The following is a 15,206-nucleotide window of genomic DNA, read 5'->3' on the forward strand; positions in this document are numbered from 1 at the left end:
ACTCCTTATCGTATGGGTAACGCCTACCCCTAGCAGCCTAGCAGGCGGCACGGGGCTTGCTTTACATCGTTCATGAAGCCTAGAACGTCATCATTCCGTCAGCTACTGGCAAAGTGCCTTGCCCCTTTGCCCGTTTTACTCGCTTTGCCGTTGAGCGGCTACAGCAGTACGGCGGCGGCAACCTTCACCAGTACCGAACAACTTATCGGCGCCACCGAGGCCTTTCTTGAGCAGGCGACCACTGAATATCTACAGCGTAGCGAAATTCAGGGCCGCCATGAGATTCGCGTCAATCGTCTCGACCCACGGTTGCGTCTGCCGCTGTGCGACCAGGCGCTGAGCACCGCGCTGGAAAGCCCGGCGCAGCCACTGGGCCGCGTCACCACGCGCGTGCGGTGCGACGGCAGCACACCCTGGACGGTGTTCGTCCCGGCCGAAGTACGCCTGTATCGCCCGGTCGTCGTGCTGACTCGCCCTCTCAAACGCATGAGCGTGGTCAAGGCCACGGATCTGAGTATGGTGGAACGCGACGTAGGCCCATTGGGTCAAAACTTCCTGACGGACCCGTCGCAGGCCATTGGCAAGAAATTGACGCGGCAACTGGGCGGCGATCAGGTTCTGGCGCCCAGCCACCTGCAGATCGCCGAGGTGATACGCCGTGGCGATCAGGTGGTCATCAGTGCTCGCGGCTCCACGGTCAATGTCCGCATGCCCGGTGAGGCCCTGACAGACGGGGCTCCGGGGGAACAGATCAACGTTCGCAACCTGCGCTCGCAGCGCGTGGTTCGAGCCCGTGTCGTCGGACCCGGCCAGGTGGAAGTGTCCATGTAGGCATGTTTCTTGTAGCGCAAAGGTCCGACGATTTCCTACACTGTTGAAAGACGCGATGAAATTAGTCCTAAAGTTTTCCCGGCAGCGGCCGAAAAGCCTGGCAAGCGTCCACCATATCGTCCGAGGTTCTGCATCATGGTCATCGACTTCAACCGGCTGAACAATGCCAACACGCCCGCCAACGCGGGGCGTACTGGCGCGACTCAGGCCGGCAATCGCAATGAGTCGGCACAGCCGAACAAGGCGCCTGTCACCGGTACCGATGAACAGACCAACGCCAAGAGTGGCGAACCCGTGCAACTGAGCCGTGAGGCACAACAGTTGCAGGCAATCGGCGACAAGCTGCGCGATCAGCCCATCGTCAACAAGGAGCGTGTGGCCCAGCTGAAACAGGCCATCGCCGACGGCAGCTACCAGGTCGACAGCAAGCGCGTCGCCCAGAAACTGCTCGACTTCGAATCCCAGCGCTAGTCCCAGGGCTGCGCTGGGGGTGTTGGACGCCCGACCCCCAAGAGCCCGCCATGCACGACACAGCCCTGCTTGACCTGTTCACCTCCGATATCGGCACCGCCGAGCAATTGCTTGAGCTGATCGATAACGAATTCCAGGCACTCACCGAACGCGATCTGCCTCGCCTCGACAGCCTGCTCAACGAAAAACAGCCCCTGCTTGCCCTGCTCCAGCAGCATGGCAACGAGCGCAGCCGCCTGCTGCAATGCGCCGGCCTCAGCGCCGATCGCGAAGGCCTTGGCGCACTGGCAGGCAAATCCTCGCTGGGTGATCAGTTGCTCGCTCGCAGCGAAGAGCTTGCCGCGCTGTTGCAGCGTTGCCAGCAGGCCAACCTGCGCAATGGCCGGCTGATTCGCGCCAGCCAGGCCTCGGTCGGCAGCGTCCTCGGCATCCTGCGTGGCGGCGAAACGCCCGGCCTCTATGACAGCCGTGGCTCTGCCGCTAGAATCGCGCAGCAACGGCCGCTCAGCCAGGCCTGAGCCCCGCATCAAAAAGAAAAAGCACAGGGACATGCAGGCACTCTGCCAGTATGCTGGTGCCGATGTAGTCCATGACTCGGAGAGTTCCGAACTGTGTCCAGCGCGTTCAACGACGAGAGCGGTCCTCAACCGCCCAGGCTCCTCAAGACATCCGTCGAGATCATTGCCACCCTGCGCCAATTGCAGCAAAACCACGACCCCCTGATCATCCAGTTCAAGGACCGTGGCCAGCGTTTTCAAAGTTACCTCGTCGAAATCGACAAGGACCGTGCCCGCGTAGCGCTGGATGAGGTCATCCCGAACGACGGCGAACGCTTTCTCAAGCAGGGTGAAACCTTCAACGTCGAGGCGTTTCGCGAGGGCGTGCGGGTCGCCTGGACCTGTGACCACGACGTGCAGCTCGGCGAGCTCGACGGCGCGCCCTGCTACTGGGCGCCACTGCCCAACGAGGTGATCTATCATCAGCGCCGCAGTGCCTTCCGCGCCCAGCTGAAGCAGAGTGACCTGGTCAAGGTGGTGCTCAATGGCGACAAGCTGCGCGAGCCACTACTCGGCCACATGCTGGATATCTCCGCCACCGGCTGCAAACTGCGCTTTGCCGGCAACCTCAGCCAGCAGTTGAGCAACGGTCAGGTACACGAACGTCTTAGCATCCATCTGCCCTTTGGCAACATGACCTGCGCCGTTGAGCTGCGTCACGTGCAGTATGAGGACAAGGTCGACATGACCTTCGTCGGCACTCGCTTTCACCGCATGAACGGCCTGGAGCAGCGCCAGGTCGAGCGTTTCGTCTATCAGCTGCAGCGTGAGGCGCGCCGCACCGAGAGCGACGGCCCCTTCTAGACCAACCCAGCCGACAGCCCTAACGGGCTGCGGCTTTCTCCTGATCTTCCTCGGCGGCTGCCGCAGCGGCGGCGGCAGGTTCCTGCATCTGCTCCTGCACGGTCTGCTCATCCACGCGAGGATCGAGCGCCGCCACCAGAGGCGAACTGGCGACGTTACCGGGCATGGCCATATGGTGCAGCGGCGCGTCGTCGACCTGGTGCAGATGCGTCACCACTTCCGGGCGAATGCGCCAGACCAGGATCAGCGCGCAGACGCAGACGAACACGTACAGCATGTTGGCGCCGTAGAAGCGCATCAGCACGCCGGCCAGCAGCGGCCCGATGCACGCCCCCACCCCGAAGGTGACCAGCAGCATGGCGGTCAATGACACGCGGCGCTCCGGCTCCACGTGGTCATTGGCCAGGGCCACCGCCAGCGGGTAGAGGCTGAATTGCATCAGGCTGACCAGGAAGCCGACCGCGATCAACAGGCTGAGAAACACCTCTGGCAAGGCAGCCAACGGCAGGGCCGCCAGCAGCAGCAACACCGCACAGCCGCGAATCAGCCGCACGCGATCATGACGATCCGACAGCCAGCCCAGGGGCCACTGCACCAGCAGGCCAGCCAGGATGCAGCTACCCATGAACAGACCCACCTCTTCCGTGGACAGCCCCATGCGCGTGGCATAAAGCGGCGCCAGGCCGTAGAACGAGCCGATCAGCAGGCCGGCCACCGAAATGGTGGTCAGCGACAGCGGCACGCGCCGCAGGAAAAAGCGCAGCTCCAGCGGCGCCGGATGCAGGGGCGCCGGGTGCAGACGCCGGGTCAGGGCCACGGGCACCAGGCACAGGGCAAAACACAGCGCCACCAGCATCAGCAGCTCCAGCCCCAGCGTCGGATGCACCACCAGCGTCAGCTGGCCGAGAATCAGCCCAAGGTAGGAAGCGGCCATGTAGCCGCTGAACACCAGGCCGCGCTGCCTGGCTTCGGCCTGCTCGTTGAGCCAGCTCTCGATCACCATGTACTGGCACATCATGCCCAGGCCCACCAGCATGCGCAGGAACAGCCAGAACGGCAGCCACTCCACCAGACCGTGGCCCAGCACCGCTGCCGTCACCACACCGGCACAGGCCACGTAGGCCCGGATGTGCCCTACCCGGCCGATCAGGCGATGGCCGAGCTTGCCGCCCAGCACCAGGCCGAAATAGTTGGCGGCCATCAGTGCGCCCACCCACAGGCCATCCACCGTATCGGCCAGGCGCAGCGCCAGGTAGGTGCTGAGCAGACCTGAGCCGAGCAGCATCAGCAGGGTGGCGAAATACAGCGAGCGGAATGACTTCCAGATCAGTCGCATTGGCGGGTAAAGCTCCTTGTACGCGGTGACGATGAATGGCGTCAGGCTTGGCCAGCCGCAACGCGACGCTTGCACAGCGCCAATCGATCCCGGAAGCCGGTCAGCTACGGGGCTCGCTGGCGATTTATCCTTCGATGAATTGCGCGCCGAACAGTTCGACTGCCAGCTCGCTGCGTTTCAGACGTTCACTGGCAGGGTGCATGGTACAGGGTAGCGTCAATTCCTCGAGCAGCTCACCCTGAGCCGTAACACTGGATGGCAGGTGGCGTTCCAGCCTGCGCAGCCCGACGCAGAGGCTCGGTGCAGCCGGCGCAACGCCCGAACCGGAAAGCTTACCGAGATGCGACACCGGCTTGCACCCTGTCGCCCAGATGCCTCCAGCCTTCCCGAAGCGCGGCGGGGCTGTGCTAGAGTCGCGCGCTATTTTTTCGGCTGACCGTCGAAGGTACTGCCGAAAAACCTCTCGAACCAGGCACGACGCCTCTTGCAACGCGCCCAGCAACCAGAGAACACGCGATGTCCCAAGCCCTCCACCCTGCCCTGCAGCTTCTCAACCGCACCAGCCTGGTGACGCAGATCATCATCGGCCTGCTCGCAGGTATCGCCCTTGCCGTTATCGCCCCGCAGGCTGCGCTGTCCGTCGGTTTCATCGGCAACGTGTTCGTCTCGGCGCTCAAGGCAGTCGCTCCGGTACTGGTGTTCATCCTGGTGATGTCGTCCATCGCCAACCATCAGCACGGCCAGCAGACCCATATCCGCCCGATCCTGCTGATGTACCTGATCGGCACCTTCAGCGCCGCGCTGGTGGCGGTCGTTGCCAGCTTCGCCTTCCCGTCATCGCTGGTGCTGAGCAGTCAGGCGGCCGAGCTGACGCCCCCCGGCGGCATCGGCGAGGTGCTCAAGACCCTGTTGCTGAATGTGGTCGACAACCCGGTCAACGCCCTGCTGCGCGGCAATTTCATCGGCATCCTGGCCTGGGCCATCGGCCTCGGCTTCGCCTTCCGTCATGCCAGCGCCGGCAGCAAACAGCTGCTCGGCGATCTGGCCAACGGCGTGACCGCCATCGTCAAGCTGGTGATTCGCCTGGCGCCGCTGGGCATCTTCGGCCTGGTCGCCGCGACCCTGGCCGAGTCGGGCTTCGACGCCCTGCTCGGCTACCTGCACCTGCTGGTGGTGCTGGTCGGCTGCATGCTGCTGGTAGCGCTGCTGATCAACCCGGCGCTGGTCTACTGGAAGCTGCGTCGCAACCCCTACCCGCTGGTGTTCACCTGCCTGCGCGAGAGCGGCATCACCGCCTTCTTCACCCGCAGCTCGGCCGCCAACATCCCGGTCAACCTGCAGCTGTGCCAGCGCCTGGGCCTGCACGAGGAAACCTATTCGGTGTCCATCCCGCTGGGCGCCACCATCAACATGGCCGGCGCGGCGATCACCATCACCGTACTGACCATGGCCGCGGTGCATACCCTGGGCATCGCCGTCGACCTGCCCACCGCCCTGCTGCTGAGCGTGCTGGCCTCGATCAGCGCCTGCGGCGCCTCGGGCGTGGCCGGTGGCTCGCTGCTGCTGATCCCGCTGGCCTGCAGCCTGTTCGGCATCCCCAACGACGTCGCCATGCAGGTGGTGGCCATCGGTTTCATCATCGGCATCGTTCAGGACTCGGCGGAGACCGCGCTGAACTCCTCCACCGACGCCCTGTTCACCGCTGCCGCGTGCATGGCAGAGGACCAGCGTCAGGCCTGAATCCCAGGGGCTCGTCCTTCAGGCGAGCCCTCCATCCGCCAAGTGGTGCGCACAGCGCACCCTATGGATCGGGACGCGGCAGAACGCCACGAAATTGATAACGATTAGCGTTTGAATTAGATTGACGCCCTTCGCACACCGACCGCGGACGGCTTCATGTTCGAATTGCAAAGCGTCAGTTTCAGCATTCCTGAACGCACCCTGCTGCATCCCCTGAACCTGCACATCGATGCCGGACGCATGGTCGGCCTGATCGGCCACAACGGTTCGGGCAAGTCCACCCTGATCAAATTGCTCGCCCGCCAGCAGTCGCCCAGCGGCGGCCAGATCCTGCTCGACGGCAAGCCGTTACCGGCGTGGGGGCAGCGCGACTTCGCCCGGCAGGTGGCCTACCTGCCGCAGCAGTTGCCGCCGACCGAGGGGCTGAGCGTACGCGAGCTGGTGGGTTTTGGCCGCTATCCCTGGCATGGCGCCCTTGGCCGTCTGGGCAGTGAAGACCGCGCGCACATCGAGCGCGCCCTGGACCTGACCGACACCGGCATGTTTGCCGAGCGCCTGGTGGATCATCTGTCCGGTGGTGAGCGCCAGCGCGTCTGGCTGGCCATGCTGCTGGCGCAGAACACACGCTACCTGCTGCTCGACGAACCCACCTCGGCGCTGGACATCGCCCACCAGGTGGAAGTCCTCTCACGGGTTCACGACCTCAGCCGCGAGCTGGGACTCGGCGTGCTGGTGGTGCTGCACGACATCAACATGGCTGCACGCTATTGTGATCACCTGCTGGCCCTGCACAGCGGGCGCCTGCTGGCGCAGGGCAGTCCGGCCGAGCTGATGCACGGCGAAACCCTGGAGCGCATCTACGGCGTGCCCATGGGGGTGATGGCCAATCCGGTGGACGGCTCGCCGATCAGCTACCTGCACTGACCGGCACGTCTCAGGAGGCCGAACCGGACGCCTGCGCCGGGGGCTCGTCGAGTAGCGGGCAGTTCTCGCACAGTTCGAGTTCGGGCAGCAGATAGCGAATACAGCACACCCGCCGCTGCCGCCACGGCAACGCAGCGCCCTGCAGCTCGACATAACGCACCGGCTGATACAGCGGATTGCGCCGCCCGTCAGGCTGCTGGGCCGCCTGCAAGAGGCTGAAACCATCAGCCAGCAGTGGCGCCGGCAGCACCTTGCCCAGCGCCGTCAGAATCCACTCGAAATAGTTGCCGGCATTGCTCCAGAGCACCTTGGGCGCGATCTTCACCTGCGCGGTGAAGGCCTGGATCAAGGGAGCCAGATGATCGTACTGGAGATGGGCGAAACGCTCGAAGGGATCGCCAGGGGTGAACGGCTCGCCTGCATCGCGCAGCTTGAACGCCTGTGGCAGATGCTGCTCATCGAGCACCAACTCGATGTCATCGAGGTTTAGCGGCAGGCGCCGGTTCAGCACCAGCGCGGCAGCCACCACCGGCGGGATCAGGCGCACGAAATAGTACTTCGACCACTGCGACAGCAGCGCGCGGCGGTCACCACCCGGATATGCCTCACCGAAGCGCGCCAGCAGCGCCGGCAGCCCTTCGGCGCTGAGCAGCTCGCGCAGCGGCACCGAGGGCCTTGGGTCATCGTGCAGCACCAGGGTGTCCCGGTACGAGGAGAAATCGCCGATGAACAGCGGCGCCAGTGCCTCAATCACCCTGAGCGATTCCCGATACGTTCAACACAGTACCCCGCTGTCGAAAAAGCGCTCGCGACCAATGGCCATCAGCGCGGCGCGCTTGTGAGGGAAATCGAATTCCTTTTCCCGGTAGTAACCCAGCGTTTGCATATAGCCGATCATCTTCGCGTTGTCGGCGCGCGGTTCGGCCACCACCAGGCGGGTGCGCGGATCGTCGAGAAAGGCGTAATGGGTCAGCGCCGCCAGCCAGCTGGCCACTTTGTGCGGCCCGCGATGCGCCTGCTCACCCACCAGCATGTGGATGCCGCGATCATAATCGTCTACCGCATAGAAAGGCGCAATGCGGTCTTCCTTGGCCCAGTAGAGTTCGAAGTAGGCGAAGGGCTGGTCATCGAAGCAGCCGATCAGACTGCAGACATGCGGGTCGGCAGCGATGGACTCGAGATAGCTGCGGTGCTGTGCGAGATCACCCCCCTCCTGCCAGAAATGCAGAACACGCGGCGTGTTCTGCCAGCGATTGAAGCGCTCCAGGTCCTGTTCGATGTCCAGCGTACGCAGGGATATCCAGGCCCCCAGGCGCGCATCGAAACGCCGGTAGACCTCGCCCTGGGGCTTGGCGCGGCGCCGTGGATGACGCTTGCCGTCGCTCATCACCATCTGCTGCGGATAAGGCGGTAGCGCCTGGCGCAGCCAGGGCTGCGGCAACTGCCAAAACACGCTGCGCTCGACCTGCGCGCTGGCGCTACCGGCATCGCCACGCAGCCAGTCGCCACAGGCCTGCAGCGCCTGCTGATCCAGCCCCTGCCAGACCAGACGTGGCGCCTGCGGATGAGCGGCGAGCCACCAGTAGCTGGCGCACCACAGCGCATCGGCCAGATCGGCCGTAGCCACTTCCTGCACCTGCACGGCGTTGGTTTCGCAAATGCGCAGCTGTATCAGCGGCCGACCGTCGCAGGACAGCCAGATCGCAGAGTCGCGCGACTCGCCTTGCAGCACGCGCCCATCAGGCAGTGGCAATGCATTCATTGGAAGCCCTCCTGGCCGTAGGCCTCGGCCATCGCCACCACCACCTTGCGCGGCCCCTTGAAGGGATCGCGGGCATGGGCCGTGAGCATGTTGTCGAGCATCAGGATGTCACCGTCGCGCCAGGGGAAGCGGATGGTGCAGGCGTCCAGCACGCCGCGCACATCGTCCAGCAGGCTCGCCTCGATTGGCGTGCCATCGCCGAAGTAGACGTTGCGCGGCAGCCCCTCAAGACCGACCGCATCGATCAGCACCTCCTGGGTATCGGCATCCAGGGCCGACAAATGGAACAGGTGCGCCTGGTTGAACCAGACCCAGTCACCGGTACGCGGATGCTGGGCAACCCCCTGGCAAAGCTGACGCGTGCGCAGCTCGTCATCGCCGAGCCATTCGAAGTCGATGCGGCGGGCGCGGCAATATTGCTCGACCACCTGGCGATCTTCGGTGTTGAAGACCTGTTGCCAGGGCAGATCCAGACCGTTGCCGTAGTTGCGCACGTAAAGCAGGCCGCGCTCGGCGAAGCGCTCGCGGATGGCCGGATCGATACGCCGGAACACCTCACGGCTGTCCGCAATCGGTGTCTCGCCGCCCTGCTCGGCTGCCTGGGCGCAATAGAACCAGATACGAAGCGGCCATTCGGTGGTGTAGGCCTGCTCGTTATGCAGCGGAATCGGGCGATGGGCGGGAAATTCGGTGGAGGTATATACCCCGCCTGCACTGACCCGGCTACGTGGCGTGGAGCCGAATTCGTAACTCAACAGCGGATGGCCAAAGGCGCCGGCAAACTGCTGAAAACTGGCCACATCAACATCGGCAAAGCCGCTGAACAGCAGGCCACCGCACACTTCGAGATGCTCGGCCACCAGTTGCTGCAAAGTCGGCAGATGTTCGTACAAGCCCTGCCCGGCCTGCAGCGGGCTGACGCGCATGGGCAGGCCGGCTGCGATGCTCAGGGCGGCCTGCGCCAGATCGGTCACTTGATTCATCGTCGCGCTCCCCGCAGGTCGCTGTTCACGCCATGGCCTGGCGCAGGCTCAGCGGGCGCATATCGGTCCAGACCTCTTCGATGTGGGCCAGGCAGGTGGCCTTGTCGCCGGACACGCCCACAGCCGACCAACCTTCGGGAATAGCCTTGTATTCGGGCCAGATGGAATACTGCTGCTCATGATTGATCACGACCAGAAAGCGCGCGTTCTCGTTGTCGAAGCTCATGCGATGACCTCTGTGAAAGTGACTTGCCCCTGGCCGGTAGTGATAGCCGCCAGGCTCCTCTTAAAGGACGAATGGCTAAGAGCAAAATTCAACGATTCATCGCCTCGATCGCCTCGCGCACCTGGGTCGCGATAGCAGCCGTCGAACGCGGGCCACCAAAGGTCCAGTACGGCGTGGGAAGAAAGGCGTAACGCTGCTGCTGGGCGACTGGCAGCGCCTTCCAAAGGGGGCTGGCGAAGAACGGCGCCCGCTCCTGCCCACCGATGAACAGCACGCGCAGTCCCGGCTCGCTGGCGAAGCTGCGCATATCGATGCGCCGGTGCAGGCTGTGGGCGGAGCGCAGCGTCCAGGGCGAGCGCACCTCCAGGCGGTTCATCAGGCTGCCGATCAGCGTCTGCTGGTTGAGGGCGATGAAACTGCCCTGCTGCACCAGCGGATAGAGCACGGCCACCGGCTCGCCCTGCAGATCTAGCTCACGAACGGACTGGCGCGCAGCAGCCAGCGCCTGCTGACCTTCGCGGATCACTGCGGCGGCCTGCGCCTGGCGCCCGGTAAGACGCCCGAGATGCTCCAGCATGGCCTCGCCGATGGCCACGCCGTCATAGCCTGCCGATGCCAGCGACACCTGATAGATGAGGGTCGGTGCCAGGCCATCGAGACGCTCGAACAACGGCAGGTGCAGGTAGGCCACCCCCACGATCAGGTCCGACTCGAGCCGGGCGATGGCCTCCAGATTGGGCTGCTGCGCGCTGCCCAATGCCACACTGCGCTCGAGCAGGTCGTTGCCGATACCGATGTAACGGCGATAGTTGGCCAGATTGGCCACGCCGACCGGCTCGATCCCCAGCGACACCAGCAGCTCGGTACTCAGCTCATCGAGACTGACGATCCGCTGCGGCGCTTCTCCAACGCCGGCCGACTGCCGGGCCACCAGTTGTGCATCGCTCGCCCAGGCGCCCTGCGCCAGACAGACCAGCAGCAGGCAACAGACAAGACGCATCGCCACCGCACTAGCTCCTTTTGTCACTGAAATAGAAACGGCTGAGCAGCAGCAGGAACAACGGCGCACCGATGGCGGCCGTGGCGATTCCCAGCGGGATGTCCAGCGGCGCCAGCAGCACGCGCCCGAGCAAGTCAGCCGAGGCCAGCAGGGTCGCGCCCAGCAGCGGCGCCGCCAGCAAGCGTTGGCGGGCACGATGAAAGCCCAGCAGACGCACGCCATGCGGCACCAGCAAACCGATGAATGCCACCGGCCCGACCACCGCCACGGCCGCTGCGATCAGTGCGCTGGCCAGCACGATCAGCAACACCCGCCGGCTCGGCACCGATAAGCCGAGGCTGCCGGCCACGCCGTCGCCCAGCTGCAGCAGATCCATCCAGCGCGTGGTCGCCGCGCACAGCGCCAGGCCGATCACCAGCCAGGGCAGCATGGCCTGCAGATCGCTCCAGGTACGCCCGTAGCTGCTGCCCACCATCCAGATCAGCGCCTGGGCGATATTGCTGGTGAACTGCGCCATCAGCAGGCTCACCACGGCCAGCACCACGCCGCTGATGGCAAAGCCGGTGAGCGTCACGCGCAGCGGCTCCAGGCCATGACGCAGGTTGAGGCCGATGACGATCACCAGCGCCAGGCCGGCGCCCAGCCAGGCCAGCGGGAACCGCCAGGCAACGGCCAGCTCGGGCATGAAGATTAGTGCCAGCAGCACCACCAGTGCCGCCATCTGGCTCACCCCGAGAATTTCCGGGCCGGCCAGCGGGTTGCGCGTCACCGCCTGCAACAGCATCCCGGCGGTCGCCAGCAGCGCGCCGGCGGCCATGTCCACCAGTAGCCGCGGCAGGCGCAGATCGAGCAGCGTCATGGCCAAGGGCTCGCCGGCCCACACCCGCTGCCAGAACGACCAGATGCCCGATTCGCCCTGCGCCGTGCCCGCTACCAGCAGCGCCAGGCAGATCAGCAGCGCGAGCGCGACGAACGACCACAAGGGCAGGCGCATGGCGCGGCTCTCGCCTGGCATGCTCGCCGTGACCGCCGCCACCGGCGCGCGGCGCCCGTAACGCAGCAGCAGGAGGATCGCCAGCGAACCGAGAACCGCCGACAGCACCCCCAGCGGCAACTGGAACCAGGGCTCCACCGCCGCCACCAGCGCATCGGCGAGTAACGTCAGCAGTGCGCCCCATATCGCGCACAAGGGGATCAAGCGGGAAGGCCGCACCACGGCGAAGGCAAAGCGCAGCAGATTCGGCGTGATCAGCCCGATAAAGCCCAGCGGCCCGGCCAGATGAATGGCCAGCGCCGCCAGCAGGCTGCCGAGGACGATGCTCAGCCCTTTGAGCCAGGCCGGCGAAAGCCCCAGCGAGCGCATCTGCCCGTCGCCCAGCACCGCCAGGTTCATCGGCCGCATCAGCACCAGCAGCGCCAGGGCAATCAGCGGCAACAGGTAAAGGGCCGGATGCATCGCGCCCCAGCCCAGCTGCTGCAGCGAACCGGTATTCCACAGCGACACCACCATCGCGGCCTGGTCGTTGAGGCTGAGAAACAGCGCGATCAGCGCAGCGAAGGTCTGCGCTACCGCCACCCCGGCCAGGGTCAGACGCAGCGGCGAGGTGTTCCAGCCGCCTGCCATCAGGAAGGTGAACAAGGCCGCCAGCAGCCCGCCGACGAAGATCAGCGGCAACCCCAGCGCGCCGGGCAGAAGCATGCCGAGGATCACGCCCAGTTGTGCCCCTGCGGTGATGCCGAGCAGATCCGGCGACACCAGCGGGTTGCGCGTGATCAGCTGCATGATCGCTCCAGAAACGCCCAGGCAGGCGCCCACCAGCACTCCGGCAAAGGCGCGGGGCAGTTGCGTCCACCATAGCAGCAGGCCGTCGAGCGACGGCTGCGACGACAGCGGCGCCAGCCAGGCCTCGGTCGTTGGCCAGGGGTGGCGCAACACGCCCTGCCACAGCAGCATGGCCAGCAGCAGCGCGAGCCCCAGCAGCGCCAGGCCAGCGTGACCGAACCCACGTACAGCGGCGGGCTGGCCAGGGCGACTCAAACTCGTCATCCGTTGTCCTTACCTATGCAAAAAGGCGAAGGGTTGCCCCCTCGCCTTGGTTTGCCCACTCGGTTGCCGCTTACCAGCGCAGCGACACGGTACCGAGGAAGGTGCGTTCATCGCCCCAGTAGCAGCGCCCGGCATTGTTGCAGCCTGCCACGTACTCCTGATCGAAGAGGTTCTTGGCGTTGAGATCGACCGACCAGTGCTCGTCGATGTCATAACCGATGGCGGCATCGACCAGGGTCACGTCGCCGGTGTCCAGCTTGCCGTAGAGACTTTCGGCGGTGTAGGCAAAGGTGCTGTCGAAGTGACGCACGCCGCCGCCCAGACGCAGACCGCGCAAGGCACCGTCGAGGAAACGGTAATTGGCCCAGATCGAAGCCTGATTGCGCGGCACGCCGGTCATCTGGTTGCCCTCGAGCAGCGAGCCCGGCGCATCCTTGGTAATACGTGCATCGGTATAGGTATAAGCCGCGGTGACATTCAGGTTGGCACTGATATCGCTGTTGATCTCCAACTCGACACCTTTGGAGCGGCTTTCGCCGACCTGGCGGTAGTCATTGATGCCCGCTTCGAAATAGACGTCATTTTCCTTACGCAGATCGAATACGGCAGCGGTGAACATGGTGTTCCAGCCCTTGGGCTCGTACTTCAGGCCCACCTCGTACTGCTCGGCGGTGATCGGATCCAGAGGACCGCTGGCGCTGGTGGTCTGCTGTACCGGAACGAACGAGGTGGAGTAGCTAACGTAGGGCGACAGGCCATTCTCGAACTGGTACATCACACCGGTCTGCCAGGTGAAGTCGCGGTCGGTGTAGTCCAGGTCGGAGGCGGCGTTGCTGACCGGGCTGGTCGCGTCGAATTTGTTGCGGTACTGGCTATCGACCCTGTCGAAACGACCGCCGAGCAGGAAGATCCAGTTCTCGTACTTGCTCTGCAACTGGCTGTAGAGGCCGGCCATCTGCTGGTCGAGCTGCGAGTTCTGGATGGTGAACGGCGTGGTCGGCTCGCTGGTCCAGACCGGGTTGAATACGTTGATCGACGGACCGAACCCTGCACTCCAGTCCTGATTGAAGGAAGTCCTGTCAAAACTGGCGCCGACCAGCAGCGTGTGCTGCAGGGCACCGGTGTCGAACTTGCCTTCGAGTTGGTTATCCAGCGAATAGGTGATGGACTTGTTGTGGCGGTCGTACGCCTGCGAGCTGACGTTGGTGCCGAAGCCCGCGTTGTTCAGTGCGCCCGGCCAGATCTCGTTACGCTGGATGCGCGACTGCATGTAACGCGAGTTCTGGCGGAACTGCCAATCATCGTTGAAGCGATGGGTGAACTCGTAACCCAGGGTCCAGACTTCACGCTCGAAGGTGTTCCAGTCCTTGTTACCGAGGAAGGTGTCCTTGTCGATCTTGCCGTTGGGATTCTTCAGCAGCGTGCCCGCTGCCGGCAAGCCCAGCTCCAGCTTGGTGCGATCCTTCTGGTAGGTCGACAACAGCGTCAGGCTGTTGAAATCGTCGAAGTTAAGCGTCAGGGACGGGGCGATATAGATGCGATCGTCCTGCACGTGATCGACCTGGGTATCGGCCTCGCGGCCGACCATCACCACGCGGCCCAGCACGTTGCCGCTGTCATTCAGCGGCCCGGACACATCCAGGTTGAGCTGGCGACGATCGTTGGAGCCGTAGCTCAGTTGCACTTCGCCCTGCGAAGCAGCGGTCGGGCGCTTGCTGACCAGGTTGACCAGACCGCCCGGTGCATTCTCGCCATAGAGAATCGAGGTCGGCCCGCGGAATACCTCTGCCCGCTCCAGGCCATAGGGCTCGCTGGTGGTGTCGTAGCGGTTGCCCTGCACGCGCAAACCGTCGCGCAGCAGGCCATAGCCGTAGTCGGTGGCGTTGAAACCACGAATGAAGAACAGATCACCGGCCAGGCCGTCACCGGCAGCGAAAGGTGGCGCGAAGATACCCGGCACGTAGCCCAGCACATCGGTGAGGCTCTGCGATTTCTGGTCTTCGATGCGCTTGCGGGTCACCACCGACACCGAACGCGGCGTCTCCGACAGCGGTGTGCTGGTCTTGCTGGCGGTCAGGCTTTTCTCGGCCTTGTAGCCGTAGTCCGGGCCTTGCGGGCGGTCCAGCTCGCCGGTGACCGTCTGCGACGGCAGCGTCACCTGGTCATCTTGCGCCTGAACCATCCCGTGGCATGTGGCAGCAATCACCACGGCCAGGCACTTCAGTTGAAAACGTCCGGCACCCTGCACTGCTTTCGACATCATCTTCTCCCCCGATACCGCCAGCCAATCCGCTGGCCTGTCAAAAAAACGCTGGCTAGCCTAACCAATATCAATGCAAAACTAAATAGTAATTTTTATCATTTAGATGGCAATTTGATACAACCTTGCCATCACCCATCAAAGGGGTACGTTCTGCTAGCGATTGATCAGGCAGCCGCTGAAATGGCCGTCATCCCCGCTCAGTCGGGGAGCCAGCCCACATCGAATGGGCTCCCGCCTTCGCGGGAGTGACGGTGAAGCGTTC

The 15,206-nt window shown here is 64.3% G+C and carries 15 protein-coding genes; 6 read left to right on the forward strand and 9 right to left on the reverse strand.

The annotated features are described in order from the left end of the window. The first annotated feature begins 72 nt into the window (after window positions 1–72). The 4 genes from flgA (at window position 73) to BLS61_RS16570 (ending at window position 2,663) form a co-directional block, all read left to right on the forward strand. Window positions 73–831 (forward strand): flagellar basal body P-ring formation chaperone FlgA, encoded by a 759-nt coding sequence (gene flgA / locus BLS61_RS16555; protein ID WP_090432674.1) that lies wholly within the window; start codon window positions 73–75, stop codon window positions 829–831. 135 nt (window positions 832–966) lie between these two features. Continuing rightward, window positions 967–1,302, forward strand: coding sequence for a flagellar biosynthesis anti-sigma factor FlgM (gene flgM / locus BLS61_RS16560; RefSeq protein WP_090432676.1), 336 nt, complete (start codon window positions 967–969; stop codon window positions 1,300–1,302). Between the two features lie 50 nt (window positions 1,303–1,352). Next, entirely contained in the window at window positions 1,353–1,820 is a 468-nt protein-coding gene (locus BLS61_RS16565; RefSeq protein ID WP_090432678.1) for a flagella synthesis protein FlgN, read from the forward strand. A gap of 93 nt (window positions 1,821–1,913) precedes the next feature. Further along, a complete protein-coding gene (locus BLS61_RS16570; RefSeq protein ID WP_090432679.1) occupies window positions 1,914–2,663 on the forward strand; it encodes a flagellar brake protein in 750 nt (249 codons plus the stop codon). 19 nt (window positions 2,664–2,682) lie between these two features. Here the strand turns inward: BLS61_RS16570 and BLS61_RS16575 are convergent, their stop codons facing one another. Continuing rightward, window positions 2,683–3,999 carry an MFS transporter gene (locus BLS61_RS16575; RefSeq protein ID WP_090432681.1) on the reverse strand — a complete coding sequence of 439 codons (1,317 nt, stop codon included), beginning with the start codon at window positions 3,997–3,999 and terminating at the stop codon, window positions 2,683–2,685. 124 nt (window positions 4,000–4,123) lie between these two features. After that, entirely contained in the window at window positions 4,124–4,348 is a 225-nt protein-coding gene (locus BLS61_RS23515; RefSeq protein WP_096826195.1) for a hypothetical protein, read from the reverse strand. A 167-nt stretch (window positions 4,349–4,515) separates the two neighbouring features. Between BLS61_RS23515 and sstT the strand changes: the two genes are divergently transcribed. After that, the gene (gene sstT / locus BLS61_RS16580) at window positions 4,516–5,739 is read left to right on the forward strand and encodes a serine/threonine transporter SstT (protein WP_090432683.1); all 1,224 of its coding nucleotides are present in this window, start codon (window positions 4,516–4,518) and stop codon (window positions 5,737–5,739) included. A 156-nt stretch (window positions 5,740–5,895) separates the two neighbouring features. Next, window positions 5,896–6,663 (forward strand): ATP-binding cassette domain-containing protein, encoded by a 768-nt coding sequence (locus BLS61_RS16585; RefSeq protein ID WP_090432685.1) that lies wholly within the window; start codon window positions 5,896–5,898, stop codon window positions 6,661–6,663. Between the two features lie 10 nt (window positions 6,664–6,673). Here the strand turns inward: BLS61_RS16585 and fhuF are convergent, their stop codons facing one another. From fhuF to BLS61_RS16620, 7 genes are all read right to left on the reverse strand, one after another. Further along, entirely contained in the window at window positions 6,674–7,417 is a 744-nt protein-coding gene (fhuF, locus tag BLS61_RS16590) for a siderophore-iron reductase FhuF (RefSeq protein WP_090432688.1), read from the reverse strand. A gap of 21 nt (window positions 7,418–7,438) precedes the next feature. Then, the gene (locus tag BLS61_RS16595; protein ID WP_090432690.1) at window positions 7,439–8,425 is read right to left on the reverse strand and encodes a GNAT family N-acetyltransferase; all 987 of its coding nucleotides are present in this window, start codon (window positions 8,423–8,425) and stop codon (window positions 7,439–7,441) included. Further along, window positions 8,422–9,408 (reverse strand): TauD/TfdA family dioxygenase, encoded by a 987-nt coding sequence (locus BLS61_RS16600; protein ID WP_090432692.1) that lies wholly within the window; start codon window positions 9,406–9,408, stop codon window positions 8,422–8,424. The genes BLS61_RS16595 and BLS61_RS16600 overlap by 4 nt, the downstream gene beginning before the upstream one ends. A 25-nt stretch (window positions 9,409–9,433) precedes the next feature. Then, on the reverse strand, window positions 9,434–9,634 hold the full coding sequence (locus BLS61_RS16605) for an MbtH family protein (RefSeq protein ID WP_003247048.1): 201 nt from the start codon (window positions 9,632–9,634) through the stop codon (window positions 9,434–9,436). A gap of 88 nt (window positions 9,635–9,722) precedes the next feature. Next, complete coding sequence (locus BLS61_RS16610) at window positions 9,723–10,634, reverse strand: iron-siderophore ABC transporter substrate-binding protein (RefSeq protein ID WP_090432694.1); 912 nt, start codon at window positions 10,632–10,634, stop codon at window positions 9,723–9,725. 10 nt (window positions 10,635–10,644) lie between these two features. After that, window positions 10,645–12,681, reverse strand: coding sequence for a Fe(3+)-hydroxamate ABC transporter permease FhuB (fhuB, locus tag BLS61_RS16615; RefSeq protein WP_090432696.1), 2,037 nt, complete (start codon window positions 12,679–12,681; stop codon window positions 10,645–10,647). A gap of 70 nt (window positions 12,682–12,751) precedes the next feature. Next, window positions 12,752–14,863 carry a TonB-dependent siderophore receptor gene (locus BLS61_RS16620; RefSeq protein ID WP_090432854.1) on the reverse strand — a complete coding sequence of 704 codons (2,112 nt, stop codon included), beginning with the start codon at window positions 14,861–14,863 and terminating at the stop codon, window positions 12,752–12,754. Between the last annotated feature and the right edge of the window lie 343 nt (window positions 14,864–15,206).

Source organism: Ectopseudomonas guguanensis (assembly GCF_900104265.1).
Taxonomy (GTDB): domain Bacteria; phylum Pseudomonadota; class Gammaproteobacteria; order Pseudomonadales; family Pseudomonadaceae; genus Aquipseudomonas; species Aquipseudomonas guguanensis.